We start from the raw sequence: 18,849 nt of genomic DNA on the forward strand, positions 1-18,849 counted from the left end.
GATGCCAGAAGAAACCTTTTTTAGGAAAATAATTAATAAAGAAATCCCTTCCGATATGCTTTATCAGGATGATTTCGTGACCGCTTTTCGGGATATTGCCCCGCAGGCGCCGACCCATATCTTAATTATCCCCAATAAACTGATCCCAACAGCCAATGATATTGACATTGAAGATGAGGAACTTATCGGCAAGCTTTACAGTGTGGCCAAAAAACTGGCCAAGCAGGAAGGAATTGCTGACTCAGGTTACCGCTTGATTATGAACTGTAACAAAGATGGCGGGCAAGAGGTGTATCATATCCATCTGCATTTGCTTGGTGGCAAACCACTTGGAAAACTGATTTCAGCTGGTTGATAACAAATCGACTAATGAGATTATCTCCTCAGTCGATTTGTCATACCCTATTATTTGCAGGAAGTAGTACTTAAATTACATTTGGAGCGACTAATGAAAATTAAATTAAATCTTTGCTTAGTTATGATGACGGCGATAATGATCAGCGCATGTTCGACTTCCGTTGAACGCTTAGATGCACAACAGGAAGTTGATTTAAGTGGAGCATGGAATGATACGGATTCACAATTAGTTGCGCGAGAGATGATTGAAGATTCATTATCACGGCCTTGGATTAATAATTTTGTTAATAAAGAAGGCAAAGCACCCGCTGTTATTGTTGGCCGAATTAAAAATTTAAGCCATGAACATATTAATACCAATACATTTATCGCCAATATGGAGCGCGAGTTAATTAACTCTGGCGAAGTGCAATTTGTTGCTTCATCGTCCGCACGTAATGAAATTAGAGAAGAGCGTGGCGATCAAGATTTAAACGCTATGGAGGCGACACGTAAAGAAATGGGCCAAGAATATGGTGCGGATTTTATGATGCAAGGGCAGATTAACACCATTATTGATGTTGACGGCACGACACAAGTGCGTTTTTACCAAGTTAATTTAGAGCTTATTAGTATCAAAGATAACCGTAAAGTGTGGATTGGTGAGAAAAAACTTAAAAAGCTAGTTAAAAACAGTAAATTACGTCAATAGCAGTCGTGCGTGTTGGAAAGAGAAATCAGGCGCGGAGAAGTGCGCCTGAGCGCTTAGTCGCCCTTTTAAACTATTCGGGAATAACTGATGTATAAAGGCTTCATTCTTATTCTTTGCTTGATTATTTCAGGATGTGCGGGGCAGCAGCAAGCTAATAACGAGCTCGCAAATTTATTGTACAATCAAGATCCGCAGCGAGTGCTTGATAAGTTACAAGTCAGCGAACCGGCTAAACGAGATTTTGCTCAGTTTCATTTAAATCTCGGTCTACTGCAATTTATGACCGCAGATTTTAAATCTGCGATTGCGACTCTGTCACTGGCAAAACGCGAAATGGCGGTATTAGCAGCCAGCTCTGTGAGTGAGAATATCGGCGCCGGCTCAGTTAATGAAACATTAAGAAGTTATAGCGGATACCCGACTGACAGGGTCATGGTACACACTATATTAGCCTTGAGTTATCTGTTTAATAACGATATTGATGGCGCACGGGTGGAAGTGTTACAGGCTGATATCGCCATGAAAAAACTTACAGAGCAGCATGCGCTTAATGGTCAGTTAGCCAGTGCACATCTGTTGGCTGGTATCATCTATGAACTATTAGATGAGCAATCTAATGCGTTAATTAGTTATAGAAATGCGGCAGACATTATTCAACAACGCGGCTTGGTTTTGCCGCTTGGGTTACAGCAAGCATTACTGCGCAACAGTTTTAAACTCGGTGCAGAAGAGCAATATGCAGCGTATAAAAAGCAATTCCCCTCACTGGCAACGCCAACTAATAACAATAAAAGCCAAGTTTTTGCCCTTTATTTTGATGGCGTAGTGAGTAGCAAAATACAACGCTCAATCGTTGTGCCTAGCCTTAACGGTGAGCAGTTAATTCGCATCTCCATGCCTGACTATCCAGCCAAAAGCGCTCCGATAGAACAGGCCGTAATTGATCTGCAAAGAACGCAATTAGTGGAAAATATAGATAGCTTGGTACGTGATGATCTATCCAAGGAGTATCCTTCTATTTTATTACTGACCACGACCCGTGCGATCGCCAAATACCAACTGGTAAAAAAAGCGGATCAGGAAGATTCTCTGTTTGCCGCACTCATTAATTTGGTCACGCTGCTCACGGAAGTGGCCGATTTAAGAAGTTGGAATATGCTGCCGGCAACGATTCAGTTTGCTTATATAGAAACTCCGGAAAGTGAGTTGCTAATTGATAGCCGTTACAATGTATCGAAAAAAGTCACTATCAAAAAAGGCACTAAAAACATATTTTTAATCAATAGCTTATCAAATAATATTTTTCATTATCAACAGTGATAAAGTGTTTTTTTGAGTACCATAATGACTCATGTATTTCTTTGATTGATTAATAAGAAGGGAGAAGATCACTAATGAAAGGAAGTATAAATTTAAGTTTGTTATTGCTTTGTTGTTTACTGACTTCATGTACGTCAGTGGCAGATCTTAAAACGCGGCCAGTATGGATTGATAACGCACAAAGCAGTTATCCTGTAAAAGAATATTTAACGGCTGTTGGACAAGGATTGACTCGCGAGCGCGCATCGACAAATGCACAGGCCAATTTAGCCGAAATATTTGTTGTCACTGTCAACGCGCAAACAAACAGTTTAACCCAAGCCACAAAAGAGCAAAATGCATTGGCCGTGACAATGCAAAGCTCAACAAGTTTGCAGCGAAATATTCACACAAAAACCGAACAGGTGATAAGTGGCATGCTGATAAGAAATAGCTGGCTGAGTCCCGAAGGTGAGTATTATGCTTTAGCGGTATTAGAGAAACGTACTGCTGCCCGTAATTTAACAGAGACAATCATGGCATTGGATGAATCGAGTGCTGATTATATAGACTACAGCATTAACCACGCGGCGAATGTAATTGCATCATTAAATGCACTGCGTGCAGCACGTGATGAGCAATTGGCGCGCACAATGGCAAATCAACAACTCAAACAGGTGAGTTTTTCAGGTATCGCGAGTGATATTTCTAATCTTGAAATTGAAAAATTGATTGCTAAAAAATTAGCCTCAATGCAGGTTAGTGTGGCAGTGGATAGTGACCGCCATAAAGAAACGCTGCAGTCAGCTTTAGCACAATTAGGGATCTCGATTGTCGAGCGTTCGCGCGTACAGATCAGCGCCGATATTGCGCTCAGTGAGCCTGAATTTATTAACAATTGGTATTGGCTGCGCGGAAGTTATGCATTATCACTGGCAGAAAATGGCCAAGTCATTAGTCGTAAAAGCTGGCCAGTAAAAATATCGGCTAAGCAGCAAACTCAGCTTGTTTCGCGTTTACAAGTGAAGATCAATGAAAATATTTCTGATTATCTCGCACAATTATTGAGTGATTCTCCGACGTTATAGTTTTCTAAGAGCTTAATTTTTGAATAAAGTGATTGAATAGTAGGAAGCGTGATGTGGTGCTGCATTCCTTTTTTTAATAAATAACCAGCGATATGCTCATTTTCAGTCGTTCGCTGGAAATGGATGTCACGATTCATCGAAGAATAATTTTGCGCTGTTTGTGTGATCACTTGTTTGATGCGATTCAGGAGTTCATCTTCTGTTAAGCTTACCTGTTCAGCTACCGCAAGCTTGACCCCCTCCTTGGCTACTGCTTTTATTTGCTTTTGCAGCTGCCCCTTAAGCAACTGCCCATTATTAATCTGATAAATAGCCGTTAGTGGATTGATAGCCATATTAATCAATATTTTTAACCATAACTTATGTTTGATCTGATCACACCAGTAGGTGTTGCCTAAGGCGCTGTTTAATGGCTCAGCCAATGCTTCATAGGGGCGGGCTAAGTTATTAAAAGGCCCTAAATAAGTCATACCTTGGCCGGTCTGTTGCACGGATAAAGGAGCATGTAATAAGGCTGCATTGGCCGTTGTGGCACATATAATTGGGTTATTGGGTAAAAGTGCTTGCACTCGCTCGGCGCACCCCATGCCGTTATGCATTAATATAATTGGCTGCTCTGCGTTTATCGCATTGATATGAGTTGCAATCACATTTTCGACTTGGGTCGCTTTGACACAGATAAGCAGTGGGCTGATTGAATTAATGGAGGTACTGTGTATTATTTTATAGTGATGCATATCATTATGCAGATCTTGATACTTAAGTGTATCAGTGAGACTGGGTATTCGAGTTACCAGGTGGACAGGCTGGCCAATTCGTTTTAAATTGGCAGCCCATAAACAACCAATTGCCCCCGCACCGATAATTTGCCACATATTATTTACCTTAGTTGTCATTGCCATCATTTTAATGGGGTTATATATACCCCATGATACTTCAAGGTACAAAATCAGCAAACACCTTGTAGTACCATGGGTATAGATGAAATGATTCTTTTCTGGTAACTTAGCGCAAATAGTTTCACATTTAAACAGGAATAAAAATGCCTTCATTTGATATTGTTTCAGAAATAGATATGGCTGAAGTAAAAAATGCCATTGATAATGCCAATCGTGAACTTGATACACGCTTTGATTTTCGTGGTGTCAAAGCAAGCTTTTCTTTTGTTAAAGATGCCGCTAAGTTATCCGCAGAGCATGACTCGCAATTAAGACAGCTTGCAGATATGCTGCGTAATCACCTCATAAAAAGGGGCATTGATGCGCGAGCGATGGATCTTGATGCTCCGAGCAATAGCGGTAAAACATGGACGCAATCGGTTAAATTTAAGGAGGGAGTTGATCAACCTACCTCTAAGAAATTAATCAAGCTCATCAAAGACAACAAAATGAAAGTTCAAGTTGCCGTACAAGGTGAGCAGTTACGTGTTACGGGTAAAAAGCGCGATGATTTACAAGCGGTGATGGCGTTAATAAAAGGGACCGATTTAGAGCAAGGTTTCCAGTTTAATAATTTTCGAGATTAACGCCCATTAGTATTAAATCGTTGCTACTGGAAAGGTAGCAACGAATTATTTAGATCACCAGATAAGATCATCCGGAATGGCGAACTCAGCATAGGGATCATCTTCTTCAATATCAGATAATTCAACTTTTTCATGTAACGCAACCAGCACTGAAGGATCAATTTCAGTCAGTTTTGCGACCGCTTCTTTATTGATCAGATAAAATGCGTCATTTAATACACAAATAGCCAGCATACCGTTTATTAGGCTGTATTGTGTTTTCGCGTTAATCGCGATGCGCTTAACTTTGTTAGCATAAGTAAAGTGGTAATCTATTTCACCTTGATAATTTTTCTCACAATGCTGAGCGATCATCTGAATCAATTTAGCATGTGCTGCACGGGCATCTAATTCTGCCTGAGTTTGTCTGTTTTTTTCTAAATCCTGCTGTTTCTGTATCTCTTTTTGTGAATTAATTATTACTTGTACATCAGAGACTTCAACCGTGCCTTTTTTCTTTTTTTGCTTTGCGTTGCGTCGTTTTTCTGTTTGTGCTTGTTGTGCTTTTTGTTTGTTGATTAGCCCTGATTTCATCAATTGCTCTTGTAATGAAGCCATATCTTATACCTATGTTAAATTGTGTTATAAATTAACAATACTTTAGCACAATATGGCAGTACAAAAATCGACTTTTTTGTAAAAGAGATTAAGCTTTAAGTATCTAAATAAGGAGCTTTTTATGAATGATTTGCAGGTTTCCACTTTTATGCGAAGTAAAAGTCTTTTTTTCAAAAAAGAGATGGCCATTGAAACAGCGGTAGAGAAATTACTTACTAGTCACTACTTAGGCGGGCCTGTTATTGATGATCACGGACTCGTTATTGGCTGGCTTTCTGAACAAGACTGTTTAGCAAAAATGATAGAGGCAAGTTATTACTGTGAATTAGCTGCACTTGTTGAAGATGTCATGGTCAAAACCGTTCTTTCTGTAAAAGGATCAATGAGTGTTTTTGATTTAGCCCAGCAGATGTGCGTGACTTCACCGAAAATATACCCGGTAGTTGATAATGAAAATAGGTATATCGGTTTGATTTCCAGAAAAGATGTGCTTTCGGCAATGTATAAACAGCTCGAGTCCTGTTAGTCAATAAATGCTGTTGCGTGTAAATAAATCAATACAACTCAGTTATTACCATCTGTTTTTAGGTTAATTCAGCAAGCAATAGGTTGCTATTGTTAGCTGATTTCACTTGTACTGCAGCCGCTATTAATACTCTATGATATTAAAGATAACTGCGCTTTCATACTCCCGAGCGAAACATAAATAAAATCCTATGGAAGCTTAAACTGCAGCATTTGCGCCTTTTATTTTTTGAAAAAAAAGGCCTGTCGCTGCCAGCAATCCTCGTTAAGCTTTTTATTTCTACATTTTTGTAAATTAGTAATAAATTCTTCACGGGAGACTTCCTGAACACCTAAGCTCTGTAGGTGTGAGCTTTGCAGTTGGCAGTCGATAACGGTTTCTGAAAAGCGGCTGAGGTGTTGGTTTAAAGCGATAAAAGCGATTTTGGAACTGTTGCTTACCTTACTAAACATAGATTCACCACAGAACAACCTACCAATGCAAACACCATACAAACCGCCGACTAATTGATGCCCTTGCCATACTTCAATTGAGTGGGCAAAACCTTGCTGGTGCAGTTTACTATAGGCATCAATCATCGCGGCGCTTATCCATGTTTCAGCTTGATAGTGCCTTGGTTGGGCGCAGTTTGTGATCACCTCTAAAAAAGCATGATTGATGGTGACTGTGAATGTGCTGTTTGTAAGCACTTTTTTCATGCTTCTACTGATATGACAAAATGCAGGTTTGATAATGGCTCGTTTGCTTGGACTCCACCATAAAATAGGATCGCCTTCACTAAACCACGGGAAAATGCCTTGGTTATAAGCATTGATAATACGTTGAGGGTTAAGATCACCGCCCATTGCCAACAGCCCGTCTGGCTCACTTAATGCACTGTTAACATTGGGAAATAGGCTGTTGTCGAGGGGTAATTCTGGGATGTAAATAGTCATAGGTTAATACTTTTCTAAGGCACAAAAAAGCCAGTGTAAACACTGGCCTAGGGAACGATCATGCGTTGTTAAGACTCACTAAACAAAAATTTAGTTACAACGGTCATCAACATGATCAAACTGAAGATCAACTGCACCTGTGTATAATTGACGAGGGCGGCCAATACGTTGCCCTGGTTGATCTAACATCTCTTTCCAATGAGAAACCCAACCTACGGTACGGGCGATTGCAAAGATAACGGTAAACATTGAACGGGGGATCCCCATTGCTTGTAGTACGATACCAGAATAGAAATCAACGTTAGGGTAAAGTTTCTTTTCAATAAAGTACGGATCTTCAAGTGCAATTCGCTCTAACTCCATTGCTACATCAAGCAATGGATCGTTAATTTGCAAATCATTCAATACTTCATGGCAAGTTTTACGCATTACGGTGGCACGTGGATCATGATTTTTATAGACGCGGTGACCAAATCCCATTAAGCGGAATGGATCATCTTTGTCTTTTGCTCGGGCAATAAATTCTGGGATCCTATCGACAGAAGCGATCTCTTCAAGCATGACTAAACAAGCTTCATTTGCTCCGCCATGTGCAGGTCCCCATAAAGACGCAATGCCGGCAGCAATACAGGCAAATGGATTTGCGCCTGAAGAGCCCGCCAAACGTACTGTGGAAGTGGATGCATTTTGCTCATGATCTGCATGTAGAATGAAAATTTTATCCATTGCGCGCTCGAGCACTGGGTTAACTTTATACTCTTCACAGGGCACAGCAAACATCATTTTTAAGAAGTTACCGGCATAAGAAAGAGAGTTATCTGGATAAACAAAAGGTTGCCCATTTGAATATTTATAACTCATTGCTGCTAGTGTTGGCATTTTTGAAATAAGGCGATAAGCGGCAACTTCACGATGTTTCACATTAGTAATATCGAGTGAGTCATGATAAAAGGCTGATAATGCGCCAACAACTCCCACCATAATAGCCATTGGGTGTGAATCCCGACGAAAACCTTGATAAAGTTTTGCCAGCTGTTCATGGATCATCGTGTGATGTAGAACGATACTATGGAATTTATCAAATTCATTTTTATCTGGTAATCGGCCATTTAATAGCAAATAACAAACTTCAAGGTAATCTGATTTTTCAGCAAGCTGAGCGATAGGGTAACCGCGATGTAGAAGGATACCTTTATCACCATCGATATAAGTGATGGCAGATTCACAAGAGGCCGTTACGAGAAAACCTGGATCGTAAGTAAAATAACCCGCTTTTCCTAAGCTACTAATATCAATCACATCATTACCAGCTGTACCTTTAATAATTGGCAGCTCGATGGCTTCTTGTCCTGGTAAATGAAGTATTGCTTTTTGCTCCGTCATTTTATCTTCCCCTGCTTTTTTAAAAGATGCGCGTTAATCTCACGCTACGTATTTTTACAGGCTAAGTTTAGCCTTGTCAATTTTAACCCCCCTCACTTTTGTAAGTGAAGAATAGCGGCGCTGAAATATGTATTAAAAGTGACCATAAATAATATTTAAGATCTTGATAATAGCAGTTATTACTTTAATTTTAATGCTTAATGTAAATCTGTAATATCTATCACAAAATTGCTTTTTTATTAGCCCTGATTACGGCAAAAACGGTATCTATCAGTTACAAAGTATTAACATTATGCTAACAATGACATTGGTATTACATAGATTTAACAACCCCTATCTATTCGTTAATTAAAAGAGGCAAATTGTGCGCAAAGAGAGACCTAAAAATCTACAAATATCGACGGTTAATTTCCCGATAACTGCAATCGCCTCAATCTTACACCGTATCTCTGGGATTATTGTTTTTATTGTCTTAGCCCTATTTTTAATTCTGCTCAATTACTCATTAACTTCCGAGCAAGAGTTCCAAAATATTGCTCGTTACTTTGATTCTCTGCTATTTGACTTTGTTATATGGGGGGGACTGACGGCGCTTGCTTATCATGCTGTTTTTGGTGTGCGTCATATGATTCAAGATCTGGGTCATTGGGAAGAGCTGGAAAGTGCTGTATTGAGTACTAAACTTGCCTTTTTATTAACGGCATTATTATCTATTTCTGTGGGGTGGTTGTTATGGTAAAGGTTGCAGGCACTTTTGGTAGAAGTGGTGTCCATGATTATATCTTATTACGTGCAAGCGCGGTAATACTGCTTGCCTATATCATTTATCTTGTTGGTTTTATTAGTAGTACCGATATCACTTATTTAGTTTGGCGTAGCTTTTTCTCCTTGACCTTAACAAAAGTTTTTACATTATTTGCATTGATTGCGATGCTGGTTCATTCATGGATCGGTATCTGGCAAGTATTGACTGATTATGTAAAAAACACACTGCTACGTGGTACGTTACAGTTTTTTCTAACCTCAATTGCATTCATATATGTTATTTCTGGTGTTGTTATTTTGTGGGGTATTTAATATGACGCTTCCTATTCGAGAGTTTGATGCGATTGTTATCGGAGCGGGTGGCGCAGGTATGCGAGCGGCACTTTCTATTTCCCAAGAGGGTAAAAGTTGTGCTCTGATAAGCAAAGTCTTTCCAACCCGATCTCATACGGTTTCTGCGCAAGGTGGTATCACTGTTGCGTTGGGCAATGCGCATGAAGATGATTGGCAATGGCATATGTACGATACGGTCAAGGGGTCTGATTATATAGGCGATCAAGACGCCATTGAATATATGTGTAAAACGGGACCTGAAGTGGTCAGAGAGCTGGAAAATATGGGGCTACCCTTTTCCCGTTTTGAGGATGGTAGTGTCTACCAACGCCCATTCGGCGGACAATCTAAAGCCTTTGGTGGCGAGCAGGCATCGCGTACAGCCGCTGCAGCGGATCGTACTGGGCATGCATTGCTGCATACGCTTTATCAGCAAAATATTAAGAATAAAACGACTATTTATTCTGAGTGGTATGCACTCGATTTAGTTAAAAATGACGATGGAGATGTGGTGGGGTGCACTGCCATCAATATTGAAAGCGGGGAAGTGGCATTTTTTAAGGCGCAAGCAACGGTATTTGCAACAGGCGGCGCGGGACGAATTTATGCATCGACAACTAATGCGCATATTAATACCGGAGACGGTATTGGTATGGCACTGCGCGCTGGTGTACCTGTCCAAGATATGGAAATGTGGCAATTCCACCCGACCGGTATCGCTGGTGCGGGGGTATTAGTGACAGAGGGGTGTCGTGGAGAAGGCGGCTATCTCCTTAACAAAGACGGTGAGCGTTTTATGGAACGTTATGCGCCTAATGCAAAAGATTTAGCGGGACGCGATGTCGTTGCGCGATCTATTATGATCGAAATTCGCGAAGGGCGTGGCTGCGAAGGGCCGTGGGGTACGCACGTTAAATTAAAATTAGATCATTTAGGCAAAGAGGTTTTAGAGTCTCGTCTGCCTGGAATATGTGAACTATCCCGTACCTTTGCCCACGTTGATCCTGTTAAAGAGCCTATCCCCGTTATTCCAACGTGCCATTATATGATGGGCGGGGTGCTCACGACGGTCAACGGTCAAGTATTAAAGCTGGATGAAAAAGGTAACGATACTGAAGTAAAAGGGCTATTTGCTGTCGGTGAAGTTGCTTGTGTCTCGGTGCATGGTGCGAATCGACTAGGGGGAAACTCGTTACTTGATTTAGTCGTTTTTGGTCGGGCAACAGGTAAGCATTTAGGTAAGGTGCTAAGCGAAAAAAATACTGCAAAAGAGGCCTCCCAAGAAAATATTGATACGGCATTAGCGCGTTTCAATCGCTGGGAAAAGGGCGACGGTACAGAGTGCCCTGTACAAATCCGTAAAGATTTACAACAATGTATGCAGCATAACTTTTCCGTATTTAGGGAAGGAGCGGCCATGGCCGAAGGGCTAGCGCAATTAAAAGTACTGCGTGAGCGTCTGAAAAACGCCAAATTAAGCGATAAAAGTAGCGAGTTTAATACTAATCGCATCGAATGTTTAGAGCTTGATAATCTCATGGAAACGGCCTTTGCGACCGCAATGGCCGCTAACTTTAGAACTGAGAGCCGCGGGGCACATAGCCGATTCGATTATCCTGAACGTGATGATAAAAATTGGTTACACCATAGTGTTTTTAACCCAGAAACGCAGAGCATGTGTAAACGTGATGTCAATATGGCTCCTGTGTTACGTGCCGCTTTCCCACCTAAAGCGCGTGTTTATTAAAAAGGTTTGTTGTTATGAATGTTATATTCTCTGTTTATCGTTATAACCCTGATATTGATAATGCGCCTTATATGCAAGATTTCAGTTTAGAGGTGCCCCAAGGCTCGGATATGATGCTCTTAGATGCATTAATCCTATTAAAAGAACAGGATCCGAGTTTGTCCTTTCGTCGATCCTGTCGTGAAGGCGTATGTGGATCTGATGGTTTAAATATCAACGGTAAAAACGGCTTAGCTTGTATTACGCCACTGTCTGACTTATTGTCAAAAGCTAAAGTCGTATTACGCCCGCTGCCGGGGATGCCCGTCGTGCGTGATCTGGTTATTGATATGAGCCAATTTTATACTCAATATGAAAAAATAAAGCCATATTTAATAAGCGACGATAGACAGCCGCCAGCGGGTGAATTTAAACAGTCACCACAAGAGCGTGAAAAACTTGACGGTTTATATGAATGTATTTTATGTGCGTGCTGCTCAACCTCTTGCCCATCATTTTGGTGGAACCCCGATAAGTTTATCGGTCCTGCGGGATTATTGGCTGCGTACCGTTTTCTTATCGACAGTCGTGATAGCGCAACTGAAGCACGTCTTGATGATTTAGATGATGCATTTAGTGTTTTTCGTTGCCATAATATTATGAATTGCGTCAGTGTTTGTCCTAAAGGATTAAACCCGACCAAAGCAATAGGTAAAATTAAATCGATGCTATTACAGCGCGCGATTTAGTTGCAGACAAAAGAATAATAAGGAATTTTCATGCCAACTAATGTTATGGAAACATGGTTAGCCTCATCGCACCTATATGGGGCAAATTCTACCTATATTGAAACACTTTATGAGTCCTATTTAGCCGACCCGATGGCTGTCGACGCGAATTGGCGAGCCGTTTTTGATGGGCTACCGCAAGTGAATGAGTTACCCGAAGAAGCACACTCTGTGATACGCGCGCAGATGAAAGAGGCAGCTAAGAAGCCGAAGTGTTTTACGCCGCCGGAAGGCGCGGTACATAATGATGCCAAGCAGGTGCAAGTGTTGCAGTTAATCGGCTCATATCGTAACCGCGGCCATGAAATGGCGGCACTGGATCCACTTGGGCTCAGTAAGCAAGAGATTGTTACTGACTTAGATCCCTTCTATCATGAGTTGGAAGGAGCAGATCTGGATGCGAGTTTCAATGTGGGGTCTTATGCGGCCAGCAATGAAACCATGATATTACGTGATCTTCTGAGCTCTCTTAAGCGTACTTATTGCGGCTCGATTGGTGCTGAATATATGCATATCACCAATACAGAAGAGAAACGTTGGCTGCAAAATCGTATTGAATCATGCGAAAGTAATCCCTCTTTTAGTGAGCAAGCAAAAAATCGTTTTCTGGAAGAGTTGACCGCAGCAGAGGGACTTGAACGTTATATTGGTGCAAAGTTCCCTGGCGCGAAACGCTTCTCTTTAGAAGGTGGAGATTCTTTTGTGCCGATGCTTAAAGAGTTAATTCGCCGAGCGGGTGAGCAGGGAGCACAAGAAGTTGTACTCGGTATGGCGCATCGCGGTCGCCTTAATGTATTAGTCAATGTACTCGGCAAGAAACCGAATACTTTATTCGATGAGTTTGCGGGTAAACACGGTGAGTTTAACGGCTCAAGTGATGTTAAATACCACCAAGGTTTTAGCAGTGATTTTAAAACACCCAAAGGTAATGTGCATATTTCTCTTGCATTTAATCCTTCCCATTTAGAAATTGTAAACCCCGTTGTTTTAGGTTCAGTACGTGCGCGCCAAGAACGCTTACAGAGCATCGGTGAAAGCGTGCTACCGATCACGGTACATGGCGATTCAGCTATTGCAGGACAGGGAATTGTACAAGAGACATTTAATATGTCGCAAGCACGTGCATTTAAAGTTAGCGGCACTATCCGTATTGTTATTAACAATCAAATTGGTTTTACCACCTCTAATCCAGAAGATACCCGCTCGACACGCTACTGTACAGATATAGCCAAAATGGTGCAGGCACCTATTCTTCATGTTAATGCCGATGATCCTGAAGCGGTTATTTTGGCAACACAGATAGCCTTAGATTTTCGTAATACATTTAAACGTGATGTAGTAATCGATTTAGTCTGTTATCGCCGTCATGGCCATAATGAAGCAGATGAGCCTAGTGCGACGCAACCTTTGATGTATCAAAAAATAAGAACACATCCTACGCCACGGGAAATTTATGTTGCACAACTCGAAAAAGAAGGTGTTATTGCACCAGGCCACGGCCAGCAACTGGTTGAAGAATATAGGCAAGCACTTGATAATGGAGAAGGCGTGGTGAAAGAGTGGCAATCGATGCAGCGTCACTCCGTCGATTGGTCTCCTTATCTGAAGCATAATTGGTATGAATCTTATGAAGCACAGTTTCCTAAGCTGCGCTTACTTGAGTTAGCTGATTCGATAAATAATTATCCGGAATCACACCAGCTTCACTCCCGTGTTAAAAAGATCTATGCAGATCGTCAAACTATGGCACGTGGAGAAAAACTGTGTGACTGGGGCTTTGCAGAAAATTTGGCTTATGCTACTTTGCTTGATAGCAAATATAATATCCGTCTAGTCGGGCAAGATTCAGCACGTGGCACTTTCTTTCATCGTCATGCTGTTTTATATGAGCAGGCTGAAGGCAAACCTTATACGCCACTGGCAAATATCTCAGATCAACAAGGTCATTTTGATGTTTATGACTCGGTATTGTCAGAAGCTGCTGTTTTAGCATTTGAGTACGGTTATTCAACTGGTGCGCCAAAAGGGTTGTGTATATGGGAGGCGCAATTTGGTGATTTTGCCAATGGCGCGCAAGTGATTTTTGACCAGTTTTTATCTTCTGGAGAGCAGAAGTGGGGGAGAATGTGCGGGTTGACCGTTATGTTGCCGCATGGTTATGAGGGGCAAGGTCCCGAGCATTCATCAGCTCGTTTAGAGCGTTATTTACAACTATGTGCTGAGCATAATATGCAGGTCTGTGTGCCATCAACACCCGCTCAGGTTTATCATATGTTACGCCGACAAGTGATTCGTTCTATGCGTCGCCCATTAATTGTGATGTCACCTAAATCATTACTTAGACACCCCTTAGCGGTTTCAACGTTGGATGAACTGGCATCTGGTACTTTCCAAAATGCCATTGCTGAAATTGATCCCTTAGATATGCAAGCCGTTAATCGCGTCGTATTATGCAGTGGTAAGGTTTATTACGAATTATTGGAGAAACGGCGTAATCTGGAATTTAATCATGTCGCTATTATTCGTATCGAACAACTATATCCGTTCCCTGAGGATGAAGTGCGTGCTATTTTTGCCGATTATGCTCACGTTAATGATTTTATTTGGTGTCAAGAAGAGCCGCAAAATCAAGGTGCTTGGTACTGTAGTCAGCATCACTTTAGAACAGTATTACCGGAACAGGCTAAATTATATTACGTCGGTCGAGATGCCTCTGCGTCGACCGCTGTTGGCTATATGTCGCTACATTTAAAACAGCAAAAAGCATTAGTAAATGCAGCGCTTGGTTTTGAAGAAGAATGATCCCTAAATTAGTTTTAAAAATTTCACAGTAGGAAGCGTTAATTATGATTGATATATTAGTTCCAGAACTTCCAGAGTCAGTAGCGGATGCAAGCGTAGCAGTGTGGCATAAACAAGCTGGAGACTTTGTTGAGCGAGATGAAGTGCTTGTTGAAATTGAAACCGATAAAGTGGTCTTGGAAGTCCCTGCTTCGGCATCCGGGATATTACAAGAAATTGTTGAAAAGGAAGGTGCAACGGTACTTTCTAAACAGTTGTTAGGTAAATTGAAAGAGGGCGCTGCTCCTGAAAAGACAGCCGAGGTTGCAGCTCAACCTGCGAAGACTCCCGATGCAAGTCCCTCTATTCGCCGTTTAATGAATGAAGAGGGCATTGCTGCAGAAGATATTAAAGGCTCTGGTAAAGGGGGCGTTATAACTCGTGAGGATGTTGAAAAACATCGCGAGGAACTCAATAAAAGTGAGACCCCTGCTCAGGTAGATATCGTCTCAGCGGTTATTGCTCGTAGTGATAAACGCGTGGCAATGACGCGTTTGCGTAAACGCGTTGCAGAACGCTTATTAGAAGCGAAAAATTCTACGGCAATGCTAACCACCTTTAACGAAGTGAATATGCAAGCTATTATGAATCTTCGTAAACAATATCAAGAGTCATTTGAGAAAAAACACGGTATTCGTTTAGGATTTATGTCTTTTTATATCAAAGCTGTTACCGAGGCATTAAAACGTTTCCCTGAAGTCAATGCAGCAATCGATGGTGATGATATTGTTTATCATAACTTTTTTGATATCAGCATTGCAGTCTCAACGCCACGCGGGTTAGTTACACCCGTGCTTAGAGATACGGATACCTTAAGTGTCGCTGAAATTGAAAAAGGCATCAAAGCCTTAGCGATTAAAGGACGAGATGGTAAATTAACGGTCGATGAAATGATGGGGGGGAATTTTACGGTCACCAATGGCGGCGTATTTGGTTCGTTATTATCAACTCCAATAATTAATCCGCCGCAAGCCGCGATTTTAGGGATGCATAAAATTCAAGACAGGCCAATGGCAGTAAATGGTAAAGTTGAAATATTGCCTATGATGTACTTGGCTCTGTCTTATGATCACCGTTTAGTTGACGGTAAAGAATCCGTGAGCTTTTTAGTGACCATCAAAGAGTTGCTTGAAGATCCAACACGTCTACTTTTGGATATTTAAGTATTTTTTATTTAAAAAATACTTTTATTAACAATAGGCTAAGTAGAAATGTAATGTTGCTTCGACAATCGCGACCTATATAATAAGGTCATTAGTTAACCCAAATAATGGAAAATAATCATGAATTTGCATGAATATCAGGCTAAGCAGCTGTTTAAAGAATATAGTCTTCCTGTACCTCGAGGCATTGCATGTGATAGTGCAGAGGAAGCTGTCAATGCGGCATCGCAATTAGGTGGTCATAAATGGGTAGTCAAATGTCAGGTGCATGCGGGTGGCCGAGGTAAAGCGGGTGGCGTTGAATTAGTTAAATCAAAAGAAGCGATTCGAGATTTTGCGCATAAATGGCTAGGTAAAAACCTCATCACTTATCAAACAGACGCTCATGGGCAGCCGGTTAACAAGCTGTTAGTGGAAAGTTGCAGTGATATCGCTAATGAGCTGTATTTAGGTGCGGTCATTGATCGCGCATCACAACGAGTTACTTTTATGGCATCTACCGAAGGCGGTGTAGAAATTGAGAAGGTAGCAGAACAAACACCTGAGTTGATTCACACAGCTATGATCGATCCATTGGTTGGCGCGCAAGCGTATCAAGGTCGTGAACTCGCTTTTAAATTAGGACTTTCTGGTAAACAGGTCGGACAATTTACAAAAATATTCTTAGGCCTTGCAACTATTTTTGCAGATAAAGATTTAGCCTTACTAGAAATCAACCCTCTGGTTGTTACCGCAGAAGGCGATTTGATTTGTTTAGATGGTAAAATTTCAATTGATTCAAATGCGATGTATCGTCAAAAAGAGCTTCAAGCCATTAATGATACAACGCAAGATGATGAACGAGAAATGCACGCCGCACAGTGGGAACTCAATTACGTAGCGCTAGATGGTAATATTGGCTGTATGGTGAATGGTGCCGGCCTCGCAATGGGGACGATGGATATAGTGCACTTGCACGGTGGTAACCCCGCTAACTTCTTAGACGTTGGCGGCGGTGCAACTAAAGAACGTGTTACAGAAGCTTTTAAAATAATCCTTTCTGACCAAAAAGTTAAAGCAGTTTTAGTGAACATCTTCGGCGGTATTGTGCGTTGTGATCTGATTGCAGAAGGGGTGATCGGCGCCGTTGAAGAGGTTGGTGTCAGTGTACCTGTTATCGTTCGTTTAGAAGGAAATAACGCGGAGCTGGGTCGCAAAATTCTTGCCGAATCTGGTCTTAATATTATTGCAGCAACATCACTAACAGATGCGGCTGAGCAGTCTGTTAAAGCGGTAGGTGGCAAATAATGAGCATTTTAATTAATAAAGATACAAAAGTGATTTGTCAGGGCTTTACGGGAGGGCAAGGTACATTCCACTCAGAGCAGGCGATTGACTACGGTACGCAAATGGTTGGTGGTGTTTCACCGGGTAAAGGTGGTCAAATTCATCTTGGTCTACCCGTCTTTAACACTGTGCGTGAGGCTGTATTGCAAACAGGTGCTACGGCAAGTGTTATCTATGTACCCGCGCCATTTTGTAAAGATGCTATTTTGGAAGCGATTGATGCCGGTATTAAATTGATTGTTACGATCACGGAAGGTATTCCTACACTTGACCTTATTAAGGTAAAAGTAAAGCTTGATCAAGCGGGGGTGGTGATGATCGGTCCTAACTGCCCAGGCGTTATTACGCCTGATGAATGTAAGATTGGTATTATGCCGGGGCATATTCATAAAAAAGGCAAAGTAGGCATTGTTTCGCGTTCAGGTACATTAACTTATGAAGCCGTAAAACAGACCACAGATGAAGGTTTTGGCCAATCAACATGCGTTGGTATTGGTGGGGATCCCATCCCTGGTTCAAGTTTTATTGATATTCTTGCGCTTTTTCAAGCAGATCCTGAAACTGAAGCGATTGTAATGATTGGTGAAATCGGTGGAACGGCAGAAGAAGAAGCGGCCGCATTTATTAAAGCCAATGTCACTAAACCGGTTGTCTCTTACATTGCTGGCGTAACAGCGCCTGCTGGTAAGCGTATGGGTCATGCTGGTGCTATTATCGCTGGGGGTAAAGGAACCGCTGAAGATAAATTCAAAGCACTTGAAGATGCTGGCGTTAAAACCACTAAATCACTTGCTGAAATCGGCAGTGCGTTACGCGAAGTGACGGGGTGGTAGTGCTGCCCCTAAAAAGGCTTAGTTATTTAACTAGGCTTTTTTATTTGTGTTGATAAATATAGCTCATTATCTATAAAGCTTAGCCAGATTTGCAGGTGAAATAATTTATTCACGATGAGTCAAAGAGGCGTTTTTATTTTTTTTAAAATAGGGGGGGGGGAAGAGTCAATAATTTAGATAAAGGGTCGATCATTGTGTCCATAAATATAGCAGGCTAAGTTAACCTGCTAATAAATAACGTTATCGGAGTTGGTTAACCTGTTTACTCTTCGATGTGAGCGTCGTCTTCTTCTTCATCTGCTAATGCAAGTGCAGCTAAACGTTTTTCTGTATATAAAGCTGCAGCTGCTTGCTTATCTGCCTCAGCTTTAGCGGCTAATTCATTGCGCGTATCACGTCTTTCAGCTTTACGCTTGTTACTTGCTTGTAGATTGTCTAAAAAGTCAGCTAACTGCTCTTTTGCCCATTGTTCAGCAAGTTCTTCTGTTGCAAAGCCTTTTTTACGTTTTGAAACACTGGTCCTACGTGCAGATACGCGACGAATGATTTCTGCATCCCATTTTTCGCCATCTTGCTTAATACCGTAATCAAATTTGTTTTCTTGTGCCATTGTTATTACATCCTAATGCTTAAATAATTATTTTTCTGCTTATTTGATAATAGAGATATTTCT

19 protein-coding genes are annotated in these 18,849 nt (G+C 41.4%); 14 read left to right on the plus strand and 5 right to left on the minus strand.

The features are described from left to right. Position 1 precedes the first annotated feature (1 nt). The 4 genes from KSO91_RS08685 (at position 2) to KSO91_RS08700 (ending at position 3,435) form a co-directional block, all read left to right on the plus strand. A complete protein-coding gene (locus tag KSO91_RS08685; RefSeq protein ID WP_238742563.1) occupies positions 2–355 on the plus strand; it encodes an HIT domain-containing protein in 354 nt (117 codons plus the stop codon). 93 nt (positions 356–448) lie between these two features. Further along, complete coding sequence (locus tag KSO91_RS08690) at positions 449–1,048, plus strand: penicillin-binding protein activator LpoB (protein ID WP_238742564.1); 600 nt, start codon at positions 449–451, stop codon at positions 1,046–1,048. Positions 1,049–1,135: 87 nt separating this feature from the next. Continuing rightward, the gene (locus KSO91_RS08695) at positions 1,136–2,368 is read left to right on the plus strand and encodes a COG3014 family protein (protein ID WP_238742565.1); all 1,233 of its coding nucleotides are present in this window, start codon (positions 1,136–1,138) and stop codon (positions 2,366–2,368) included. 74 nt (positions 2,369–2,442) lie between these two features. Then, the gene (locus KSO91_RS08700) at positions 2,443–3,435 is read left to right on the plus strand and encodes an LPP20 family lipoprotein (protein WP_238742566.1); all 993 of its coding nucleotides are present in this window, start codon (positions 2,443–2,445) and stop codon (positions 3,433–3,435) included. Here the strand turns inward: KSO91_RS08700 and KSO91_RS08705 are convergent. After that, positions 3,396–4,310: a ketopantoate reductase family protein gene (locus KSO91_RS08705; protein ID WP_238742567.1), complete on the minus strand. Its 915-nt coding sequence runs from the start codon at positions 4,308–4,310 to the stop codon at positions 3,396–3,398. The two genes, KSO91_RS08700 and KSO91_RS08705, sit on opposite strands and share 40 nt — an antisense overlap. Before the next feature lie 167 nt (positions 4,311–4,477). Between KSO91_RS08705 and KSO91_RS08710 the strand changes: the two genes are divergently transcribed. Then, complete coding sequence (locus KSO91_RS08710; RefSeq protein WP_238742568.1) at positions 4,478–4,960, plus strand: YajQ family cyclic di-GMP-binding protein; 483 nt, start codon at positions 4,478–4,480, stop codon at positions 4,958–4,960. A 54-nt stretch (positions 4,961–5,014) separates the two neighbouring features. Here the strand turns inward: KSO91_RS08710 and KSO91_RS08715 are convergent, their stop codons facing one another. Then, entirely contained in the window at positions 5,015–5,557 is a 543-nt protein-coding gene (locus KSO91_RS08715; protein ID WP_238742569.1) for a DUF2058 domain-containing protein, read from the minus strand. Positions 5,558–5,678: 121 nt separating this feature from the next. On the opposite strand from KSO91_RS08715, the gene KSO91_RS08720 reads away from it, so the two are divergent. Beyond that, positions 5,679–6,083 carry a CBS domain-containing protein gene (locus KSO91_RS08720; protein ID WP_238742570.1) on the plus strand — a complete coding sequence of 135 codons (405 nt, stop codon included), beginning with the start codon at positions 5,679–5,681 and terminating at the stop codon, positions 6,081–6,083. A 221-nt stretch (positions 6,084–6,304) separates the two neighbouring features. Here KSO91_RS08720 and aat read toward each other — a convergent pair whose 3' ends face one another. After that, on the minus strand, positions 6,305–7,018 hold the full coding sequence (gene aat, locus KSO91_RS08725) for a leucyl/phenylalanyl-tRNA--protein transferase (protein WP_238742571.1): 714 nt from the start codon (positions 7,016–7,018) through the stop codon (positions 6,305–6,307). A 90-nt stretch (positions 7,019–7,108) separates the two neighbouring features. Next, complete coding sequence (gene gltA / locus KSO91_RS08730) at positions 7,109–8,401, minus strand: citrate synthase (RefSeq protein WP_238742572.1); 1,293 nt, start codon at positions 8,399–8,401, stop codon at positions 7,109–7,111. 364 nt (positions 8,402–8,765) lie between these two features. Between gltA and sdhC the strand changes: the two genes are divergently transcribed. From sdhC to sucD, 8 genes are all read left to right on the plus strand, one after another. Further along, entirely contained in the window at positions 8,766–9,140 is a 375-nt protein-coding gene (sdhC, locus tag KSO91_RS08735) for a succinate dehydrogenase, cytochrome b556 subunit (RefSeq protein ID WP_238742573.1), read from the plus strand. Continuing rightward, positions 9,134–9,478 carry a succinate dehydrogenase, hydrophobic membrane anchor protein gene (gene sdhD / locus KSO91_RS08740; protein ID WP_238742574.1) on the plus strand — a complete coding sequence of 115 codons (345 nt, stop codon included), beginning with the start codon at positions 9,134–9,136 and terminating at the stop codon, positions 9,476–9,478. Before sdhC ends, sdhD begins: the two co-directional genes overlap by 7 nt. A 1-nt stretch (position 9,479) precedes the next feature. Beyond that, a complete protein-coding gene (gene sdhA / locus KSO91_RS08745) occupies positions 9,480–11,246 on the plus strand; it encodes a succinate dehydrogenase flavoprotein subunit (RefSeq protein WP_238742575.1) in 1,767 nt (588 codons plus the stop codon). A 14-nt stretch (positions 11,247–11,260) separates the two neighbouring features. Further along, positions 11,261–11,974 carry a succinate dehydrogenase iron-sulfur subunit gene (locus KSO91_RS08750; protein WP_238742576.1) on the plus strand — a complete coding sequence of 238 codons (714 nt, stop codon included), beginning with the start codon at positions 11,261–11,263 and terminating at the stop codon, positions 11,972–11,974. Between the two features lie 30 nt (positions 11,975–12,004). Continuing rightward, entirely contained in the window at positions 12,005–14,815 is a 2,811-nt protein-coding gene (locus tag KSO91_RS08755; protein WP_238742577.1) for a 2-oxoglutarate dehydrogenase E1 component, read from the plus strand. A 44-nt stretch (positions 14,816–14,859) separates the two neighbouring features. Then, a complete protein-coding gene (gene odhB, locus KSO91_RS08760; protein ID WP_238742578.1) occupies positions 14,860–16,017 on the plus strand; it encodes a 2-oxoglutarate dehydrogenase complex dihydrolipoyllysine-residue succinyltransferase in 1,158 nt (385 codons plus the stop codon). Between the two features lie 120 nt (positions 16,018–16,137). Further along, on the plus strand, positions 16,138–17,304 hold the full coding sequence (gene sucC / locus KSO91_RS08765; protein WP_238742579.1) for an ADP-forming succinate--CoA ligase subunit beta: 1,167 nt from the start codon (positions 16,138–16,140) through the stop codon (positions 17,302–17,304). Then, positions 17,304–18,176: a succinate--CoA ligase subunit alpha gene (gene sucD / locus KSO91_RS08770; protein ID WP_238742580.1), complete on the plus strand. Its 873-nt coding sequence runs from the start codon at positions 17,304–17,306 to the stop codon at positions 18,174–18,176. Before sucC ends, sucD begins: the two co-directional genes overlap by 1 nt. Before the next feature lie 262 nt (positions 18,177–18,438). Here the strand turns inward: sucD and KSO91_RS08775 are convergent, their stop codons facing one another. Next, on the minus strand, positions 18,439–18,786 hold the full coding sequence (locus tag KSO91_RS08775) for a DUF3622 domain-containing protein (protein WP_238742581.1): 348 nt from the start codon (positions 18,784–18,786) through the stop codon (positions 18,439–18,441). Between the last annotated feature and the right edge of the window lie 63 nt (positions 18,787–18,849).

The organism is Psychromonas antarctica, from assembly GCF_022267535.1.
In the GTDB taxonomy this organism is placed as follows: domain Bacteria; phylum Pseudomonadota; class Gammaproteobacteria; order Enterobacterales; family Psychromonadaceae; genus Psychromonas; species Psychromonas antarctica.